The organism is Streptomyces sp. NPDC057950 (assembly GCF_042887295.1).
Classification (GTDB): Bacteria; Actinomycetota; Actinomycetes; order Streptomycetales; family Streptomycetaceae; genus Streptomyces; species Streptomyces kaempferi.
The window spans coordinates 569,476-584,851 of record NZ_JBHVPP010000001.1; the positions used below are offsets into that span (position 1 = coordinate 569,476).

Annotated in this window: 13 protein-coding genes and 1 pseudogene; 7 read left to right on the forward strand and 7 right to left on the reverse strand. The window is 71.4% G+C overall.

All coding sequences use genetic code 11. The features are described from left to right. Nucleotides 1-124: 124 nt before the first annotated feature. Complete coding sequence (locus ACFVTC_RS02585) at nt 125-2,074, reverse strand: N-acetylmuramoyl-L-alanine amidase (protein WP_390123145.1); 1,950 nt, start codon at nt 2,072-2,074, stop codon at nt 125-127. 560 nt (nt 2,075-2,634) lie between these two features. Between ACFVTC_RS02585 and ACFVTC_RS02590 the strand changes: the two genes are divergently transcribed. From ACFVTC_RS02590 to ACFVTC_RS02600, 3 genes are all read left to right on the forward strand, one after another. Continuing rightward, nucleotides 2,635-2,907: a hypothetical protein gene (locus ACFVTC_RS02590; protein WP_390123147.1), complete on the forward strand. Its 273-nt coding sequence runs from the start codon at nt 2,635-2,637 to the stop codon at nt 2,905-2,907. Nucleotides 2,908-3,132: 225 nt separating this feature from the next. Then, entirely contained in the window at nt 3,133-3,579 is a 447-nt protein-coding gene (locus ACFVTC_RS02595; RefSeq protein WP_390123748.1) for an ATP-binding protein, read from the forward strand. Nucleotides 3,580-4,016: 437 nt separating this feature from the next. Next, entirely contained in the window at nt 4,017-4,919 is a 903-nt protein-coding gene (locus ACFVTC_RS02600; RefSeq protein WP_390123149.1) for a neutral zinc metallopeptidase, read from the forward strand. A gap of 212 nt (nt 4,920-5,131) precedes the next feature. Here ACFVTC_RS02600 and ACFVTC_RS02605 read toward each other — a convergent pair whose 3' ends face one another. From ACFVTC_RS02605 to ACFVTC_RS02625, 5 genes and pseudogenes are all read right to left on the reverse strand, one after another. After that, nucleotides 5,132-6,001 carry a bacteriocin fulvocin C-related protein gene (locus ACFVTC_RS02605; protein ID WP_390123151.1) on the reverse strand — a complete coding sequence of 290 codons (870 nt, stop codon included), beginning with the start codon at nt 5,999-6,001 and terminating at the stop codon, nt 5,132-5,134. Between the two features lie 613 nt (nt 6,002-6,614). Further along, complete coding sequence (locus tag ACFVTC_RS02610; protein WP_390123152.1) at nt 6,615-6,950, reverse strand: hypothetical protein; 336 nt, start codon at nt 6,948-6,950, stop codon at nt 6,615-6,617. Nucleotides 6,951-7,241: 291 nt separating this feature from the next. Next, a complete protein-coding gene (locus ACFVTC_RS02615; RefSeq protein ID WP_390123154.1) occupies nt 7,242-7,826 on the reverse strand; it encodes a PQQ-binding-like beta-propeller repeat protein in 585 nt (194 codons plus the stop codon). A 196-nt stretch (nt 7,827-8,022) separates the two neighbouring features. After that, nucleotides 8,023-8,265: pseudogene (locus tag ACFVTC_RS02620) on the reverse strand (hypothetical protein); the annotation flags it as partial. A gap of 10 nt (nt 8,266-8,275) precedes the next feature. Then, a complete protein-coding gene (locus tag ACFVTC_RS02625; protein WP_390123156.1) occupies nt 8,276-8,566 on the reverse strand; it encodes a hypothetical protein in 291 nt (96 codons plus the stop codon). 136 nt (nt 8,567-8,702) lie between these two features. Between ACFVTC_RS02625 and ACFVTC_RS02630 the strand changes: the two genes are divergently transcribed. Then, the gene (locus tag ACFVTC_RS02630; RefSeq protein ID WP_390123158.1) at nt 8,703-9,302 is read left to right on the forward strand and encodes a YdcF family protein; all 600 of its coding nucleotides are present in this window, start codon (nt 8,703-8,705) and stop codon (nt 9,300-9,302) included. A gap of 111 nt (nt 9,303-9,413) precedes the next feature. Here the strand turns inward: ACFVTC_RS02630 and ACFVTC_RS02635 are convergent, their stop codons facing one another. Further along, nucleotides 9,414-9,614: a hypothetical protein gene (locus ACFVTC_RS02635; protein WP_168526585.1), complete on the reverse strand. Its 201-nt coding sequence runs from the start codon at nt 9,612-9,614 to the stop codon at nt 9,414-9,416. Between the two features lie 280 nt (nt 9,615-9,894). Between ACFVTC_RS02635 and ACFVTC_RS02640 the strand changes: the two genes are divergently transcribed. The 3 genes from ACFVTC_RS02640 to ACFVTC_RS02650 are packed head-to-tail and all read left to right on the forward strand — an operon-like array spanning nt 9,895 to nt 15,329. Beyond that, entirely contained in the window at nt 9,895-10,977 is a 1,083-nt protein-coding gene (locus ACFVTC_RS02640; protein WP_390123160.1) for a BTAD domain-containing putative transcriptional regulator, read from the forward strand. Nucleotides 10,978-11,011: 34 nt separating this feature from the next. Beyond that, complete coding sequence (locus ACFVTC_RS02645; RefSeq protein ID WP_390123162.1) at nt 11,012-13,384, forward strand: TOMM precursor leader peptide-binding protein; 2,373 nt, start codon at nt 11,012-11,014, stop codon at nt 13,382-13,384. Continuing rightward, nucleotides 13,374-15,329 (forward strand): TOMM precursor leader peptide-binding protein, encoded by a 1,956-nt coding sequence (locus ACFVTC_RS02650; RefSeq protein WP_390123164.1) that lies wholly within the window; start codon nt 13,374-13,376, stop codon nt 15,327-15,329. Before ACFVTC_RS02645 ends, ACFVTC_RS02650 begins: the two co-directional genes overlap by 11 nt. Nucleotides 15,330-15,376 lie beyond the last annotated feature (47 nt).

The following is a 15,376-nucleotide window of genomic DNA, read 5'->3' on the forward strand; positions in this document are numbered from 1 at the left end:
GCCTGTGCCCTCCCTAACCCTACCGGCCCCCCCCTCACCCCGGCGGCCCCCGGGCGGGGCCCCCCCCCCCGGGCGGCCCCGCCTCGCGACAACTCGCGCCCGTGGCCGCCTGCTTGGCCGCGCTTCAGCGCTTCGCGCCGCCGTCCTCCCAGTGTTTGGTCACGGGAGTCGCGGTCACGTCGCCCGAGTACACCAGCGCCACGCGGTGGTTGTACTGGATCGTGTACTGCGTCTTCGCGCCGGTGACGACCGTTCCGCTGGACTTGAAGTAGTCCACCGTCGCGCTCGGCGGCTGGGTGGCGACGTACGCCTGGCCCGCCGGGAGGCTGTACCCGCTGATCGGGGCCTGCGTCGAGGCGCCCAGGCCGGCCGGGTACTCCGACGCGTCCGGGTAGCTCGACCCGTAGACGGCCACCGGGGTGCTGCCCGCGGCGGAGATGGTCTTCACACCGTAGGCCTGCTTGGTGTTCTGGCCGCCCGGGTTGTAGAACCACACTTTCGCGCCGCTGAACCAGATCGCCGTCCAGTCGTCCTGCTGGTCGGCGACGACGAACTGCTGGCCGGTCTGCGCGGTGCTGCCCCAGTCGCTGATCTTGTCCGTGCCCGCGGCCGTGCCGTGGATCGCCTGGTCACCGAAGAGCGGAGCGGATGCGTCAGGCGCGGTGCGCAGGAAGACGAAGTTCGACGCCTGCTGCCGGTCCGTGCACGCGGTCGTCGCACCGGTCGGGTCGTCGATCGGGCACACCTGGACGGTCTGCAGGTTGGAGTCGAAGGCGGGATCGATGGTCACGACCGAGCCCACGGGCGCGTTGCCGCGCAGGCCGCTGAGGGGGCGGCCGAGCAGGCTCATGAAGTGGTCCCAGTCCCAGCTCGGTCCCGGGTCCCAGTGCTGCGCGCGGACACCGGCCAGGCTCGGCCCGGCGACGTCGTCGTGACCCAGGATGTGCTGACGGTCCAGCGGTATGTCGAATCGGTGGGCAAGGTACTGCACGAGGTAGGCCGTGGACTCGTACTGCGCCTCGGTGTACCAGGTGGCGCCCTGTGCGGCGTAGCCCTCGTGCTCGATGCCGATCGAGTGCAGGTTCGAGGAGTAGTTGCCCGCGTGGAACGCGATGTCCTTCGTGGGCACCATCTGCGTCACCGCGCCGTCCGAGGACCGCATGACGTAGTTCGTCGACACGCTGTTCGACGGGTTGGCGAGACCGGCCACGCCGGAGTCGTACGTGCCCTCCATGTCGTGGATGACGATGGTGTCGATCTTGATGCCGTTGGCGGGGCGGTTCGACACCTGCAGGCCGGCCGGGGAGCCGGGCACGAAGGTGCACGGCACGGCCGGCGGGCACTCCGTGTCGGTGGTCGCGGCGGCCTTGAGGCGCAGCCGGTCCACCTGCGCGGTGGCGGGGCTCACTGAGGGGGCGGCGTCGAGCCGGATCCGCCGGCCGTCCTCGGTGGTGACGCCGGCGCCGCCACGGATGGTGGCGAACACGCGGTCGGCGAAGCCCGTCGCGCCCGGCTTCTGCGTCGACTGGCTGTAGCGGGCGACCGCGCCGTACCACTGGGCGGCGTCCGACGGCATGCTTCCGGCCACCTGCTTCTCGTACGAGGCCAGCAGGGCCGCGCCACCGCGGATGTTCGCCGCGGGGTCCTCGCGCAGCGCGTCCTCGGACAGGCCGGTCAGCTTCGCGGCGGCCTGCAGGGTGTGCAGCGCCGGATTCGCGGCCATCGACTTCAGATCGCCGCGCCCGACGGCGCCCGCGCCGCCGGAGGCCATCATGGCCGGGGTCACGTCGGTGAGGTGCATGGGCCCGTAACCGCCGTCGGCACTGGCCTGCGCGCCGTGCGACTCCCAGGCCGACTCCTGGTACGCCAGGCCGAGCAGGACGCTCGAAGGGACGTGGTACTCGGCTGCGGCCGAGGTGAAGTCCTGCTGCCGGGCGCTGTTCGCGGCGCCTGAGGTGCCGCTCGTCGTGTCGGCGAGCGCGTTGATCGGCAGGACGGCGAGGCCGCCCGCGGCGACCGCGCCCATCGCGATCGCGAGCGTCACACGCCGCCGCCGTGTCTTTCTCTTGTGCAAGGTGCTGATCCTTTACGGAGCTCAGAAGTGGAAGGTCGTCGAGCACTCCGCTGACCTGGTCGCAGCCGGGGACCATGCATGTCGGGGGACTTGCCTTGATCACCGGTGGGCTATCCGACCGGTCATCTACTCCCGAACCTGCTCCCGTGCGTGCGACCCGGCCGGTCTCACTGCCTCCGGAGGGCCGTCGTCGCAGATCAGGGCCTGAGCGGCCCGCACCGGCCACGTTGCCGTGCGGGCCGCCGGCCCATGACGAAGGCACCCCGAGGCGACGGACGCCACGGGTGATTTGCTTGACGACTCAATGATCTTACGTGGTCGATGCACGCGAACGCGTCGCGGTGGGGCCACGAAGGTGTGAAGGTCTTGAGCGGGTCCGGCGGTACAACGGCGGCCCGCCCCGCCGTCATGCCGACCCTCCCGGCGTTCAGTCTTGCTCAACTACCCGCGAGGCGAGGGGCATTGGTGGCGACGGGCGGGCATGACCCATCGATCACGGGTAACCCGAAAGTGACTGAAAGGTCAGAGGCAACTCAAGGCGACATTTCGGGAGAAGAGTTATGGCGAGCTACAGCGGAAGCGGTGCGCAGCGGACGAGCCGGACCAGCGGTCTGGCGGTCGCGGGACTGGTCTGCGGCATCGTCGGCCTGTTCATCCTGCCGATCATCCTGGGACCCCTGGCGATCGTCTTCGGCGCCGTCGCGCTGCGTCAGACCGGGAGTGCGATGCCCAAGTGGGACATCGGCCTGGGTGTGGCCGACCTCCTGCTGATGGTGGTGATGTTCGTCGTCGCCGCGAACAACGGCGGCAGTGTCTTCTGGCACGTCGGCTGACCCGGCCGGAACGACAGATATCCACGGCTTCGAGGCTGCAGGCCGCGCCCGCGCCGCTCCCGTCCGGGGGGCGCGTGGGCGCGGTGCTGAGGGCCGGACGAACGCGGTGGTCGTGCGTGCGCAGGACGACCGGTCGGCGTGACCGGGACGTCTGCCCGCACGGGCCCGGGGTACCCGGCCCTCGCGGGGAGCCAGGCGGACAACGGCAAGGGGAGTGAGGACACAGTGGCAGTCAAGGCCATGGGCTGGGCACACTCGTTCGCGGTGTCGGGAGGCGTACGGGCCGGACGGCACTGGACACGCGACCATCTCAGGGCCCTGCCCTGGGCCGCCGAAGCACCCGACACGGCGGACGCGGTCGTCCTCTGCGTGTCCGAACTGCTCACCAACGCCCACGTCCACGCCCAGAGCGACGCCCATCTCGTCCTCACCTGGGACGGTGACTGCCTGCACGTGAGCGTCCACGACGAGGACCCCACCCTGCCCCGGCAGCGCGATCCGGAGGCCGGTGCGACGTCCGGACGGGGCGTGGGCATCGTACGCGCCCTCGCCGACGACTGGAGCATGAAGTGCCAGCGGCACGGCAAGACCGTGACCGCATGCTTCCGCCCGGCCGCCGCCCACCGGGAGACAGAGGACCCGCCGCGCGTGCCGACCCACCCGGCCGGATAGGGAAGCATCCGCTGAGCGCGGGCTGTTGCTCTGTGCGTGTGCGTGTGCGTGCCGGTGGGGGACCGCGAGTTGTACGTTCCGCGTGCGTGGACGCGCGATCCCGGCCAGTGTCGAGCCGTTGCCTGGACGAGGACACCGTTTTCGCGACCGAGCCGGATCCGGTGGCCCGTATGATCGCCGGCTTCTCGTCACCGGGCACCGCGTCGGCGGGTCGCTGGGGGCTTTCGCGACATGCCCCAGGGAAGAGGTCAACGGCGGCAACCTGACGGTGCGGTCCGCGCTGGAGGAACGAAAGGTCGGCTTGCTCGCCCACCAGAACGTGTCCTTCGACGGCGTACATCCATCGCGGCATGCCGGATGTGAACCGCCTTGCCCGGGGTAGGCGGGCGTCATGACGCGGGGCGGACCGACGCGCTGCTCGAGGGGAAAGTCTGCGAATGGAATTCGACGACGACGCTGCCCTGGACACGTCCGAGGTGCAGGACAATCGTGGTGGGGCGCTGGGCGGTATCCCGGGCGGTGGGAAGACCGTCGGTGGTGGCGTGGTCGGGCTCCTGGTGTTGGTCGTGTCGGTGGTCTTCGGGGTGGATCCGGGCCTGTTCGGCTCGGACGGCACCGCCGGCTCGCCGGGCGCCGGTAGGGGAGCGGGTACGTCCGCCGGTGACCTGGCGGCCGACTGCCGGACCGGCGCGGACGCCAACCGCAAGGAGGAATGCAGGATCGTCGCTGTGGTCGACAGCGTCCAGGCGTTCTGGAAAAAGACCGAGACCGCCGCCGGAAAGTCCTACGAGCAGGCCCCGACGTTCCTGTTCACCAGCAGCGTGAACACCGGCTGCGGGAACGCCACTTCCGACGTCGGCCCCTTCTACTGCTCCGCCGATGACAAGGTCTATCTCGACCTTGGCTTCTTCAACGACCTGAGCAGCAAGTTCGGTGCCAAGGGCGGTCCCTTCGCCGAGGCCTACGTCATCGCCCACGAATACGGGCACCACATCCAGGACCTCAGCGGCACGATCTCCCGGGGCAGTGGACAGGGCCGCAACAGCGGCTCGGTGAAACTGGAACTCCAGGCGGACTGCTACGCCGGCGTGTGGGCCCACCACGCCACCACCACCCCCGACCCCAAGAGCGGAAAACCACTGATCACCGAGCTGACCCAGGACGACATCAACCGCGGGCTGGACGCGGCCGCCGCCGTCGGTGACGACCGTATCCAGCAGCGGTACCAGGGCAAGGTCACGCCCGATACCTGGACCCATGGCTCCGCGAGCCAGCGCCGGCAATGGTTCTCGACCGGATACAGCTCCGGCAGTGTCAGCCGGTGCGACACCTTCGGCTGAGAACCGTGCCGAGGGGGCGGGACCTGAGCGACGCGGGAGTGTGCGGCGTGAGTGTGCGGGGCGGGAAGCCGGCCGAAGCGATCCCGCGGGTCTTCGATGACTCGGGCGGCCCGTTCGGTTCCCGGAAGTCCTGGCCCGCCTTCGTCCATTGCCGCCAACTCCGACCACTCCCGCCGTATGTAGGACGGCATGAGGGCCGGGCAGGGGTGGCGTCAGGGGGCGCAGACGCCGCTGCACGGTCCCAGCCACAGTGGACCGCAGCCGTAATCGGTCCAGTTGCACCACCACGGTGAGGCGTAGCACACCATGTCGCAGCTTCCGGTCCCCGCGCACTGGGAGTTGCAGTCCATGACCTGGACGCTCTGATCGCTCCGAGGCGTCGCGCCTCGCGTGTCGGCAGGGCCCAGCGCCATGAGAATCGCCCGCGCCCCGCTCTCGCCGAACGCCGCCACGACCGCCGTCTCCAGCTCTTGGACGGCCGCTTCCTGCCGGCGCCCCACGATGATCTGTGGTGCCAGCCGCGTCGCGTCGTCCAGGACGGCGGACTGCTCGGCCGACAGACCGGAGTGTGTCTTCCGGTAGTTCGCGAAGTGCGCCACCCACAGATCACTCCGAGCCGAGGCGGACAGCGCGCCGTAGACGGCGCGCCGGTAGTCCGCGGGGTAGGAGGCGAACTCGGAGTAGCCGGAGGGCAGTCGGTCGAGGTTTGCCTTCACCCATCGTGCCGCCTTACTGCCCTTGGAGCGGGTCACAGCCTGCGCGGGCGAGGCCGCCAGGCCGCCGGTGACCAGAAACGTTCCCAAGGCCAGCCCCGGCACGGCCCGGAGAATTCCTCGACGGCTCGGCGGCCGCAGCACATCGAGGTCGCGGAGCGCACGCACCACCCGCAGCGAGGCCGACGGCCCCAGCAGCCGCGCCAGGCGGAGGGACAGCGCGGTTCCGGTCCAGGCCCGCACCCGGTCGCCGCTGACCGCCAACAGGGTCGGGGCCCACTCGGCCCCGTCCCCCAGGGCACGTGCGCGCAGACCGCGGATACGGGGTTCCGTGAGGCCCGCGGTGGTCAACGCACCGTCGACGGACACGCGAACCCGATCCACCACTTCTTCGCATAATCGGCAGTCGGCGTCGAATGCCAATATCCACTCGGTCACGAGCTTCTCCCCACGCTTCTGTGCCAACCCGTCGTCGGTGGTCGTGCGTTGTGAGTCTTCACGCCGGTCCATAGCGCGCCATTCAGTACTCATGCGCGCTCCGGGTCCACCTGGGGAGGAATCATTTTCCGGGGAGTTCGGAAGCGTCAATCATTTCGGAGAGGATCGAAATGTTCTGCCTTCACAGGCCGTGGTTGATCAGAAGAGCCGCGGGCACCGCACCAGCGCCGGCGCTGCGAAACGGTGGGGCGAGCTGCCACCGGGGCGGGTCGGTGTGCCAGTTGGACCTGCCGAATCGCCCCCCTAACCGTCGCAGCTGGGTGAGCAGCTTCCCGAGTGCCCGCGGCGGGATCAGCTCGTGAAGGGGACTGTCCAGACACCTCTGGGCCCTGACGCGTCAAATCATCGTCGTTGAGTTCACCGGTTTCCCCAGCGGCTCCACAGCGTGTGATGCCATTCACCGGATCAGGACGGTTCCGACACTGAGACCACACCAGCCACAGCGAGATCGTCCCAGATGCGGCGCCAGACCCGTCGGCCAGTCTCAGGGGATGATGCTGTCCGCGGAAAGCACGGGTTCCGCCCATGCGGCGAAGCCGAAGATCGGTCGCCGGGTAAGCTTTCCTCCGCTGTCGTCATAGAGAGTCGTACGTACCCTTCGGCCCCGACGCACCAGGTATCGCAGGCCTTCCACGTCGACGATCCCGCACTCGCCGGAGTCCAGGTCGACGGAAGCCTCGTCGACGCGGCTGACAGCCCAACCGGCCTTCGCGGCGAGATGCATCCACACCTGAATCGCTCGCTCGGGCTGCTCCGGGGAGAAGCTCGTCCCGACTCTCGCGATGATCTGTACCGGGTCAGGCCGCTCGTCGATGGCCATCACAGCCCCTCTCGTAGACAGACGATCATGGCAGAGCTCTCGACCGGCCGGCTCGTCGGGTCTCCGGGAAGACTTTGCGGGACGGCCGTGAGAGCTCGCTGCCTGAGCGCCGCCAGGACCCGAGTCATGTCCTGGACCGTGGCTGAGGCACGAAGGACGGCATCGAGGGCCGTCTGCGCGGCAACCGCCGGACGTCGCGCGGTGGTGCGGTGGTGCGGCGGGCCGGCTGGGGGCGCGTCCGGAGGGGGACCGGTCGCGCCACCGGGGTGATGCCTGGACCCACGCGCCCGGTCAGCCCGTACCGTTTGAAGTGGGCGGCCCTGAAGTCGTCGGCGGCCTTCCTGGTTCCGAGCCCGGGGGGCGCGGAGGCGGCTGCGGGCCGTCCGGGGTCAGGGACGGTACGTGTCCCGCCGCGCCCCTGCCGGGGCGATGGGCCGGACACGTAGCCGTCCGGTCGCCGTTACGCAGTTCGATGCCCGCGACGACTCCGTTCTGGCCGCCGACGACCAGGGTTCCCCCGGCGATCGCCGAAGTGCTGGACGAGCACGCCAGGCTGTGCTGCAGTCGGCCCGGCGGGGTCCCGTCCGGTAGCCTCACCCTCAGCAGCTTGCCGTCGGCCGACTGGGCCCAGACGACGCCGTCGGCGACCACCACGACGGCGTTGAAGACACGCACCGCCAGATTGGTCTGCCGACGGGCCTTGCCCGTCGCCAGGTCGACCGGGACATGATGCCGAACTCCGCGGTGAACAGGGCCGATCCGTCGTCGAGGACGATGGTCGGGGCGTACATCGCGCTGCGGCCACCTTCCGGAGCAGCGCACCGGTCGTGGCGTTCGACTCCCAGGAACCGGCGACCGAGCCGACGACCACCACACCGTCGCCGACGGCGACGACCCTGTCCCAGCCGCTGTAGAGGGTCACATGATTCTCGGTGCCGGTGGCCATCGCGAAGGCCCACAACTGCTCACCGGTGGCCGCGTCGTGGGCTCGGGCGTAGCCGTCGCCCGCGGCGGCGCAGACCCGGTACCCGTCGGTAGCGGCCCCGCCCGAGGAGAAGCCGCGTCCGGGAACCGACCAGAGTTCGCCCCCGCTTGCCGCGTTGAGCGTGAACAGGTTCCGCCCGGCAGAGAGGAACACCCGCTCCCGGCCGGGGGCTTCGGCCACCAGGGGCGCGCCGAGTACCGGGGCCCCGGCGTCGAAGCGCCACTTCTGTCGGCCGTGGGCGTCCCGGGGCGCAGCCGCTTCAGGTCCGCCTTCAGTCACTCCAGGCCGCCGGGGCCGTAGTGCCCCGGCTCCCCCCCGGGCGCCGGTCACGCGCTCCTGTTCAGGACGAGCGCTCGCGCTTCTCGATGTCGTCCCGCGTGAGCGACAGGTTCGGCGCGTCGGGGTTCCACCGGTACATCGAGTCCTCGTTCTTCAGCAGCACGCCTGCCTCGGTCATCCGGTCGAGGACGTCGACGAGCATGTCACCGAGCGGGTAACCGTCCATCCAGAACATCCGCTTGGTCCCGCCGAACGACTGGTCCCCCGGAAACACCCCCCGGACCTTTCCGAGCTCGAAGCCTGCCACGTCGCAGTCGGTCCAGTCGGCCGGCACGTCCCGTAGTCCGCCCATCGCCATGGCACCTCTCCCGTCCCGGGATCCTCGTCGTGTCGGGGACCGGCCGATCGTAGCGGTCCTGTTCGGGGCGCGGGCCCGGCGGCGGTGGATGCCGTGGCTGCCCGTCGGCGCGGTGCCCTAGAGTCGCCGCATGCGACGAAGGACAGGGTTGGCGGCAGTTGGGGCTGCGGCGCTGGTCTGGGGCGAGTGGTTGAACTGGCACTGGTCTCGAGCTCTCGTGGGAAGCGCCATGGGCGCGTCCGAAGCCGTGGTCGTGTTGGGCTACCGGAATCCACAGCCGACGGCGAACTTCGTCAACCGCTGGCGAGTTCGTGCGGGAATCCGCTCCGTTTCCGCTGACGGTGTGCGAGGTACTCGTGTGATCTTCAGCGGTGGTCCGACCGGCAACGGGCCCACGGAGGCCCGGTTGATGGCCGACTACGCGAGGTCGGTGCTCGCGTTCGACGGCACGGTGCTTCTCGAGGACGAGAGCGCGACGACATGGGAGAACATCACGAACGTGATCCCGCTGCTCGAGGATGTCGACCGCATCAAGATCGTCTCCCAACCGGCGCACGCGCTGAAGGCCCGTGCGTACTTGCGGAGACAGCGACCTGATCTTGCCGCGAGGGTCGTGCGAGCGGATGAGTACCGCCCTGGCGAGTGGGTGGTCGGCAAACCGCTGCTGGCTCTGTACGGGTTGTGGACACTCCGGGGCATCGGGGCCGAAGAACGGAAGGTCTCGCTGTAGGAAGCCGTTCTCGTGGCGGCGTCGTCCTGACTGACGTGACCTTGCGTCATATGACCTCACGTCACCTGGGCCGCACCGAGTCATTGCGCTGGAAGGCGGGATCGAACGCCCTCACCGCGTATCCGGGTACCGGGCGCGGCCGTTGGGCAGTTCGCCCGACGTGGAGTCCTCCAGCAGGGCGGTGTACTTCCGCGAGAGCTCTTCGTAGCGCTCGTCGGAGACCTCGGGCCGACGCTTGCGCCGGGTCATGAGGTACAGAGCGACGGGCCCGGTGATCATCGAGACGACCGGGATCAACGCCCACCACGGCATGGATCCTCCCCTGAGTGCGGCGTACGGGGATCCCCCGGCACTCCTCCCGGAGCGTATGCCCTGGCGGACCACCCGCCAAAACCACACCCCCGCACTTGGGCATCCCGAGTCCCGGCGGCCGCACATGTAACCAGTTGTTTCGTGCCAACCACTGGACGTGGTGGCCTGATCGAATCTAAGTTCCCCACTCGGTAACGCAGTTGTACCCGTCACACATCCCCGACGTGGACAAATGCGTTGTCCTGCAACGCTTTTGGTGGAACACCCCACCCACCGATCGATGCGAAAGGCTGTGGTGAAGACCGGTGCCCCCGCGCCCGACGGCGCCCTCCCCGAACTGACGACCGCCGCGGCGGTCCCCGGTCGCCCCCGGTTCCTGGTGCTCGGCCTGCTGGCCATCACCGATGGCCGCGAGACGGTCGTGCTGCAACCCTCCAAGCCCACTTCCCTGCTCGCCACCCTGCTGCTGCATCCCGGCGCCGTCGTCTCCGCCGATCTGCTGCAGCGCGTGGTCTGGGGAACCCGGCCACCGGCCGGCGGTCGATCGGCACTTCACACCTGTGTGCTGCGGCTGCGCCGGCTCTTCGCGAAGTACGGTGTGGCCGGCCACGCGATCGAGGCCGTCCCGGGCGGCTACCGGCTCCATGCCGACGCCGACACCCTCGACCTGCTCCGGTTCCGCGAGCTGCTGCGAGGGGCCGGTGCCAGCGAAGACCCCGAGTCCGCGCTGCACCTCGCCCGGACCGCGCTGCGCCTGTGGAAGGGACCTGTTCTCGGCAACGTCCACTCCGACGAGCTCCATCGCGACCTGGTGCCCCGGCTGACCGAGGAGCGGCTCCTCGCGATCGAGCGCGTCTTCGACGGTGAACTGCGCCTGGGGCGGCACCGGGAGATGGTCGCCGACGCGCGCGAGGCGGTCCGGTCCGACCCCGGCCACGAGGGGCTGTCCGCCCTGCTCATCGAGGCCCTGTACCGCTCCGGGCGACGCGCCGAGGCACTCGCCGAGTACCGCCGGATCCACGCGCACCTCACGACGGAACTGGGCGTGGAGCCCGGACCTGCCCTGCGCGACCTGCACGGCGCCGTCCTGCGCGGCGAACCGACCGGCGGACGCGCCGGGTTGCCGACTGCGGGCGTTCCGCCGCCCGCCGCCGCGTCGTCGGGTCTCGGACGGGCCTCACCCGCGGCCCCGGGCACCTTGGTCCTGCGCGCCCTCGTCAACGCGGGGCTGCTGGAAGAGGTTCCACCCGGCCGTTACCGCGTCCACGACCTGCTCCGGCTCTTCGTCCAGGCCGCCGGAACCAGCCTGCCGGCCGCCGCTCCACCCGATCCGGCGGACTTCCCCCCGTCGGCCACCGGCTGACCGTCCCCCCGCACTCCGGAGGTTCACGCACCCCATGGCCTACGCTCCCGCGTCCCACGAGGAGATCGCCCAGTCGCGGCCCCGCATCCGCAGGGACGTCCTGTTCACCCGGACTCCGTCCGGGGTGCTCTTCCACAACGCCCACGGCGGGTTCAACGTCGTCACACAGTCCGCGTACCGCTTCGCCGCGCTGATCGTGCCCCATCTCGACGGCGAACGCCGGGTCGAGGAGCTGTGCGCCGGTCTGGGGGACAAGCAGCGCGACATGGTGGTCCAACTCGTGCGCGCACTCTACGCGCGTGGTTTCGCCCGGGACGCCGGTCTCGTCCCGTCGGCGGACGCCGTGTCGTCCCAGGTGGCGAAACGTTTCGCCCATCAGCTCGACTACCTCGACCACTACGCGGACGACGCGCCCGGCCGGTTCCTGCGCTTCCGCTCGACACCGGTCGCGGTCCTGGGCGACGACGCCCTGGCCCGGTGGGCGGCGCTCGGCCTGCTCCGTAACGGTTGCGCCGAGGTGGCCGTCACCGAACCGGACCCGGCGCACGACGTGCTGTCCCACGAGCTCCACGGCGTCGAGGGAACCGCCGACCTCGACGCCGAGGCCGCGGCCCTCACCGAAGCGGGTTGCGCCCCCCGTCTGGTCCGCCTGCCCGCGCCGGCCACCGCGGCTTCGCCGGCCGAAGTCCCGCCCGCCACGGACCTTTCCTCCGCCGACGGGACGTACGGCTGGCAGGACCTCGACGGCTGGGACACGGTCCTGGTCACCGGTGCGACCGGGCGGCGTCAACTGCTCCGGCTGCTGGCCGAGGGTGTGCCCGCCGGCCGCCGGCTGCTCGGCGCCTGGACGTTCGGCGATCGGGCCGTCGTCGGCCCGGTGATGACCCGGGACGATCCCGGCTGCTGGTGCTGCGCCGCCTTGCGGCTCGGCGCCGGCTCCGACGCCGCGGACAGCGCGGAACTGTGGGCCTCGGTCGGCCCCGCCGCGCCGCTCGGCGCCCCCGCACCCGACCTCACCGGCCCGCTCGCGGGCATGCTCGGCAACCTCCTCGCCTTCGAGGTGTTCCGCCTCACCACCGAGGCGCTGCCCGCCGAGACCCGCAACCAGATCGTGGTCCAGGACCTCGACTCCCTCGACGTGCTGACCGAGCCGCTGCTTCCGCACCCCCGCTGCCCCTACTGCGCGACCGGGGAGACGGGCGTGGCCGAGGAAGCCGGGGCGAGCGGCGCGGCCGAACCCGCCGCCCTTCCGGGCGAGATGCTGCGTACGCCCCACCCGGACGACGAGCCCGTGGCGCCGCCCGCCGACGGAGCCGCCGACGAAGACGCCGCCAAGACCCTGCTCGCGGCACTCGAGCGGCGAAGCGTCCTCGTCCACGAGCGGGCCGGCGTCTTCACCGCGTTCGCCGACGAGGACTGGGAGCAGACCCCGCTCAAGGTCAGCACCGTCCTCCTGGGCCTCGCGCCCGGCCGGACGCGCCGGATCTCCGCCGCCGACGTCCACACCGTGGCCGGTGCCCGCCTCACCGCGCTGTTTCGTGCCGCGGAGGTCTACGCCGAACATGTCGTCCCGCCCCGCGTCCTCGACGCCCACGCCCTGCGGGCAGCCACCGGCAAGTGGACGCGCGTCACGCCTGCCGAACTGGCCCTCTCCAGCGGTCTCGACGTCCCGGCCGACCGGGTCGCCCACTGGAGCGAAGCCCTCTCCCTGACCGACGGACGGACCGTGCTGGTGCCGGCGGGCGCAGTCCGCACCCTGAGCGGCTGGAACGCACTGGGCCTGTTCGAGCGGACCTCGGCCGGCACCGGCGCCGCCGGCAGCCCGCGGGCCGCGCTCACCCGCGCCCTGAGCACCGCGCTCGCCCTCGACGCGCTGCGCGGAGCCGTGCGCCGCGACGCCGCGCTGTCGTCGGTGGACCACGCCTCCCTTGCCGATGCCGCCGGTCCCGAGATGCTCTTCCTGCTGCGCTCGGCGGAGAATCTCGGCGCCGCCGTGGAGATCCTCGACCTCACCGCTGCCGGCGGCGGTCTGCTGCCCGTCGTCCTGGCCCGCCTCACCGATCCGGAGACCGGCGCGGTGCGCTGGGCGACCGGCAGCGGCCTGCGGCTCCGCGACGCCGTACTGGAGGCACTGCGGGACCTGCTCGGCGCGGAGCAATTGCGCGACGCCGCCGACGGACCCGACACCGGTGACCCGCTGTGGCCCGACCTCGACGCCTCCACCCTCGCCGCCGAGACTGCCGTACCGCTTCCGGACACCGGCACCACCTGGGCCGCCGTGCTCGACGGCCTCGCCGCCGCCGGCCGGGACGCCTTCGCGGTGGAACTGCCCGCCCCCGACCTCGCGACCGGCCATGTGCACGCTGTGCGCGTCCTGCTGACCCGCGGAGAGCACTGTGCCGACTGAGACCGTGGCCGCCCCGCGCGACCGGGCCGCGCCACGGGAACCGCTGCCCGTCGGACCGTGGGACGAGGTGTGCGCGGCACTGACCAAGGCCCTCGCGGAACGTGCCCGACGCCACCCGGGCACACCGTCGGCCGTGGTGTTCCCACTCGGCCGGCGCGACGAACTGGACGACCAGCGGGCGGATTTAACCCCCGCGGCCGTACCCGTCGGGCTGTACGGACACCATGCCGTGGTCGGTCCGCCGGTCAAGGACGGCGCCCCCGGCTGTCCGAGGTGTCTGGCCCGTCGCTGGCAGTCCGTACGGGCCGGACACCTGCGGGACGCCGTCGAGCGCGGCGAGGACACCCGGGCCACCGGTGCCCCGCCGTGGCGGGCCGACTTCGTGGTGGACGCCCTGTCCGCCCTCGTCGCGGCGGCGGCCGGGCGACCGCGCCCCGACCGCCATCCGCGGGTCTGGCAGCTGGACCTGGAGACGCTGCGTGTCGCCCGGTTCCCGCTGGTGCCGGACGGTGAGTGCCCGTCCTGCGGGTCCCGCCCCGACGACTCCCCCGAGGCCGCCAGGATCACTCTCGACTCCAGCCCCAAGCACGCGCCGGGCAGTTTCCGGCTGCGCCCCCTGCACGCGTACGACCTGGTGGTCGAGGCGTTCGCCAACCCCGTCACGGGGATGCTCGGCCCCTCCGTCGTTCCCGACCTGACGTCCGCCTCGACCGCTTCCACGGTCGGCGCGTTCACCACGCGCTCGGGCGACTACCTGCGGGAGTGCTACTGGGGCGGCCACACCGGGTCCTACGGTGCGAGCGTGCGGGTGGGGCTGCTCGAGGGGCTCGAGCGGTACGCCGGGATGCGGGCCCGCGCCAGGCGGACCGTGGTGAGCGCCGCCTTCGACGACCTGGGCGACATGGCGGTCGACCCGCGGGTCACCGGTCTGTACTCCGACGCCTTCCACACCGCCGAACCGGACGCGCCGCGCTTCGCCACGGACCGCCCCGTGCGGTGGGTGTGGGGCTGGTCGCTGCGTGACGACCGGCCCGTCCTGGTACCGGAGATCACGGCCTACTACCACGCACCGGGGGGCGTGCGGCGGCGCTTCGTCCAGGAGAGCTCCAACGGCTGTGCCTCCGGGGGCAGTTCGACCGAGGCCGTCTATCACGGGCTGATGGAGACCGTCGAGCGCGACGCGTTCCTGCTGGCCTGGTTCGGCCGGGCCCGGCTGCCCGAGATCGACCCGTCGAGCAGCACCCGGCCGGCGACCCGTGCCATGGTCGACCGGCTGGCGATGTACGGCTACCGGGCCCGGTTCTTCGACACCCGCGTCACCTTCCCGGTGCCGGTGGTGACCGCGGTCGCCGAACGCGTCGACGGCGGCCCCGGACTGCTCTGTTTCGGCGCGGGCGCCTCCCTCGATCCGGAGGACGCGCTCGCCGGCGGACTCTGCGAGATCGCCACCGACTCGGTCAACCTCCGACGGCGCACCGCGCGCGAGGAGCGCCGACTGCGTCGCATGGCGGACGACTTCGGCGAGGTGCGCGTGCTGCACGACCACCCGCTCCTGTACGGGCTGCCCGAGATGGGCCGGTACACCGACTTCCTGCTGCGTGGCCGGGAGGAGTCGGACCGGGTGCCGTTGTCCTCACTGGTCTCCTCGCCCGGATCCCCTCCCGCTTCGGCCGACCTGCGGGAGGACGTGGAGGCGTGCGTGGGAGCCGTGACGGCGCGGGGATTCGACGTGGTGGTGGTCGACCAGACCGCCGCCGAACAACGGTCCCTGGGCCTCCACACGGTCAAGGTCCTGGTGCCCGGTCTGATCCCGATCGACTTCGGCTGGAGCCGGCAACGCGGCCCCCTGATGCCGAGGGTCCGCACCGCGCTGCGCGAGGCCGGACTGCGTGTCGACGACCTGGCTCCCGACGGCCTCAACCCCGCCCCCCACCCCTTCCCCTGACATCCGCGCCACCTGCCATCCGTCGCCGGGAACCTCACCCCCGGCGG

Excerpts from the sequence above, each read along its gene's own strand:
- ACFVTC_RS02590 (WP_390123147.1), top strand. The coding sequence starts at position 2,635 with ATGGCGAGCTACAGCGGAAGCGGTGCGCAGCGGACGAGCCGGACCAGC.
- ACFVTC_RS02600 (WP_390123149.1), top strand. The coding sequence starts at position 4,017 with ATGGAATTCGACGACGACGCTGCCCTGGACACGTCCGAGGTGCAGGAC.
- ACFVTC_RS02610 (WP_390123152.1), bottom strand. The coding sequence starts at position 6,950 with ATGGCCATCGACGAGCGGCCTGACCCGGTACAGATCATCGCGAGAGTC.
- ACFVTC_RS02625 (WP_390123156.1), bottom strand. The coding sequence starts at position 8,566 with ATGGGCGGACTACGGGACGTGCCGGCCGACTGGACCGACTGCGACGTG.
- ACFVTC_RS02630 (WP_390123158.1), top strand. The coding sequence starts at position 8,703 with ATGCGACGAAGGACAGGGTTGGCGGCAGTTGGGGCTGCGGCGCTGGTC.
- ACFVTC_RS02635 (WP_168526585.1), bottom strand. The coding sequence starts at position 9,614 with ATGCCGTGGTGGGCGTTGATCCCGGTCGTCTCGATGATCACCGGGCCC.
- ACFVTC_RS02640 (WP_390123160.1), top strand. The coding sequence starts at position 9,895 with ATGCGAAAGGCTGTGGTGAAGACCGGTGCCCCCGCGCCCGACGGCGCC.
- ACFVTC_RS02645 (WP_390123162.1), top strand. The coding sequence starts at position 11,012 with ATGGCCTACGCTCCCGCGTCCCACGAGGAGATCGCCCAGTCGCGGCCC.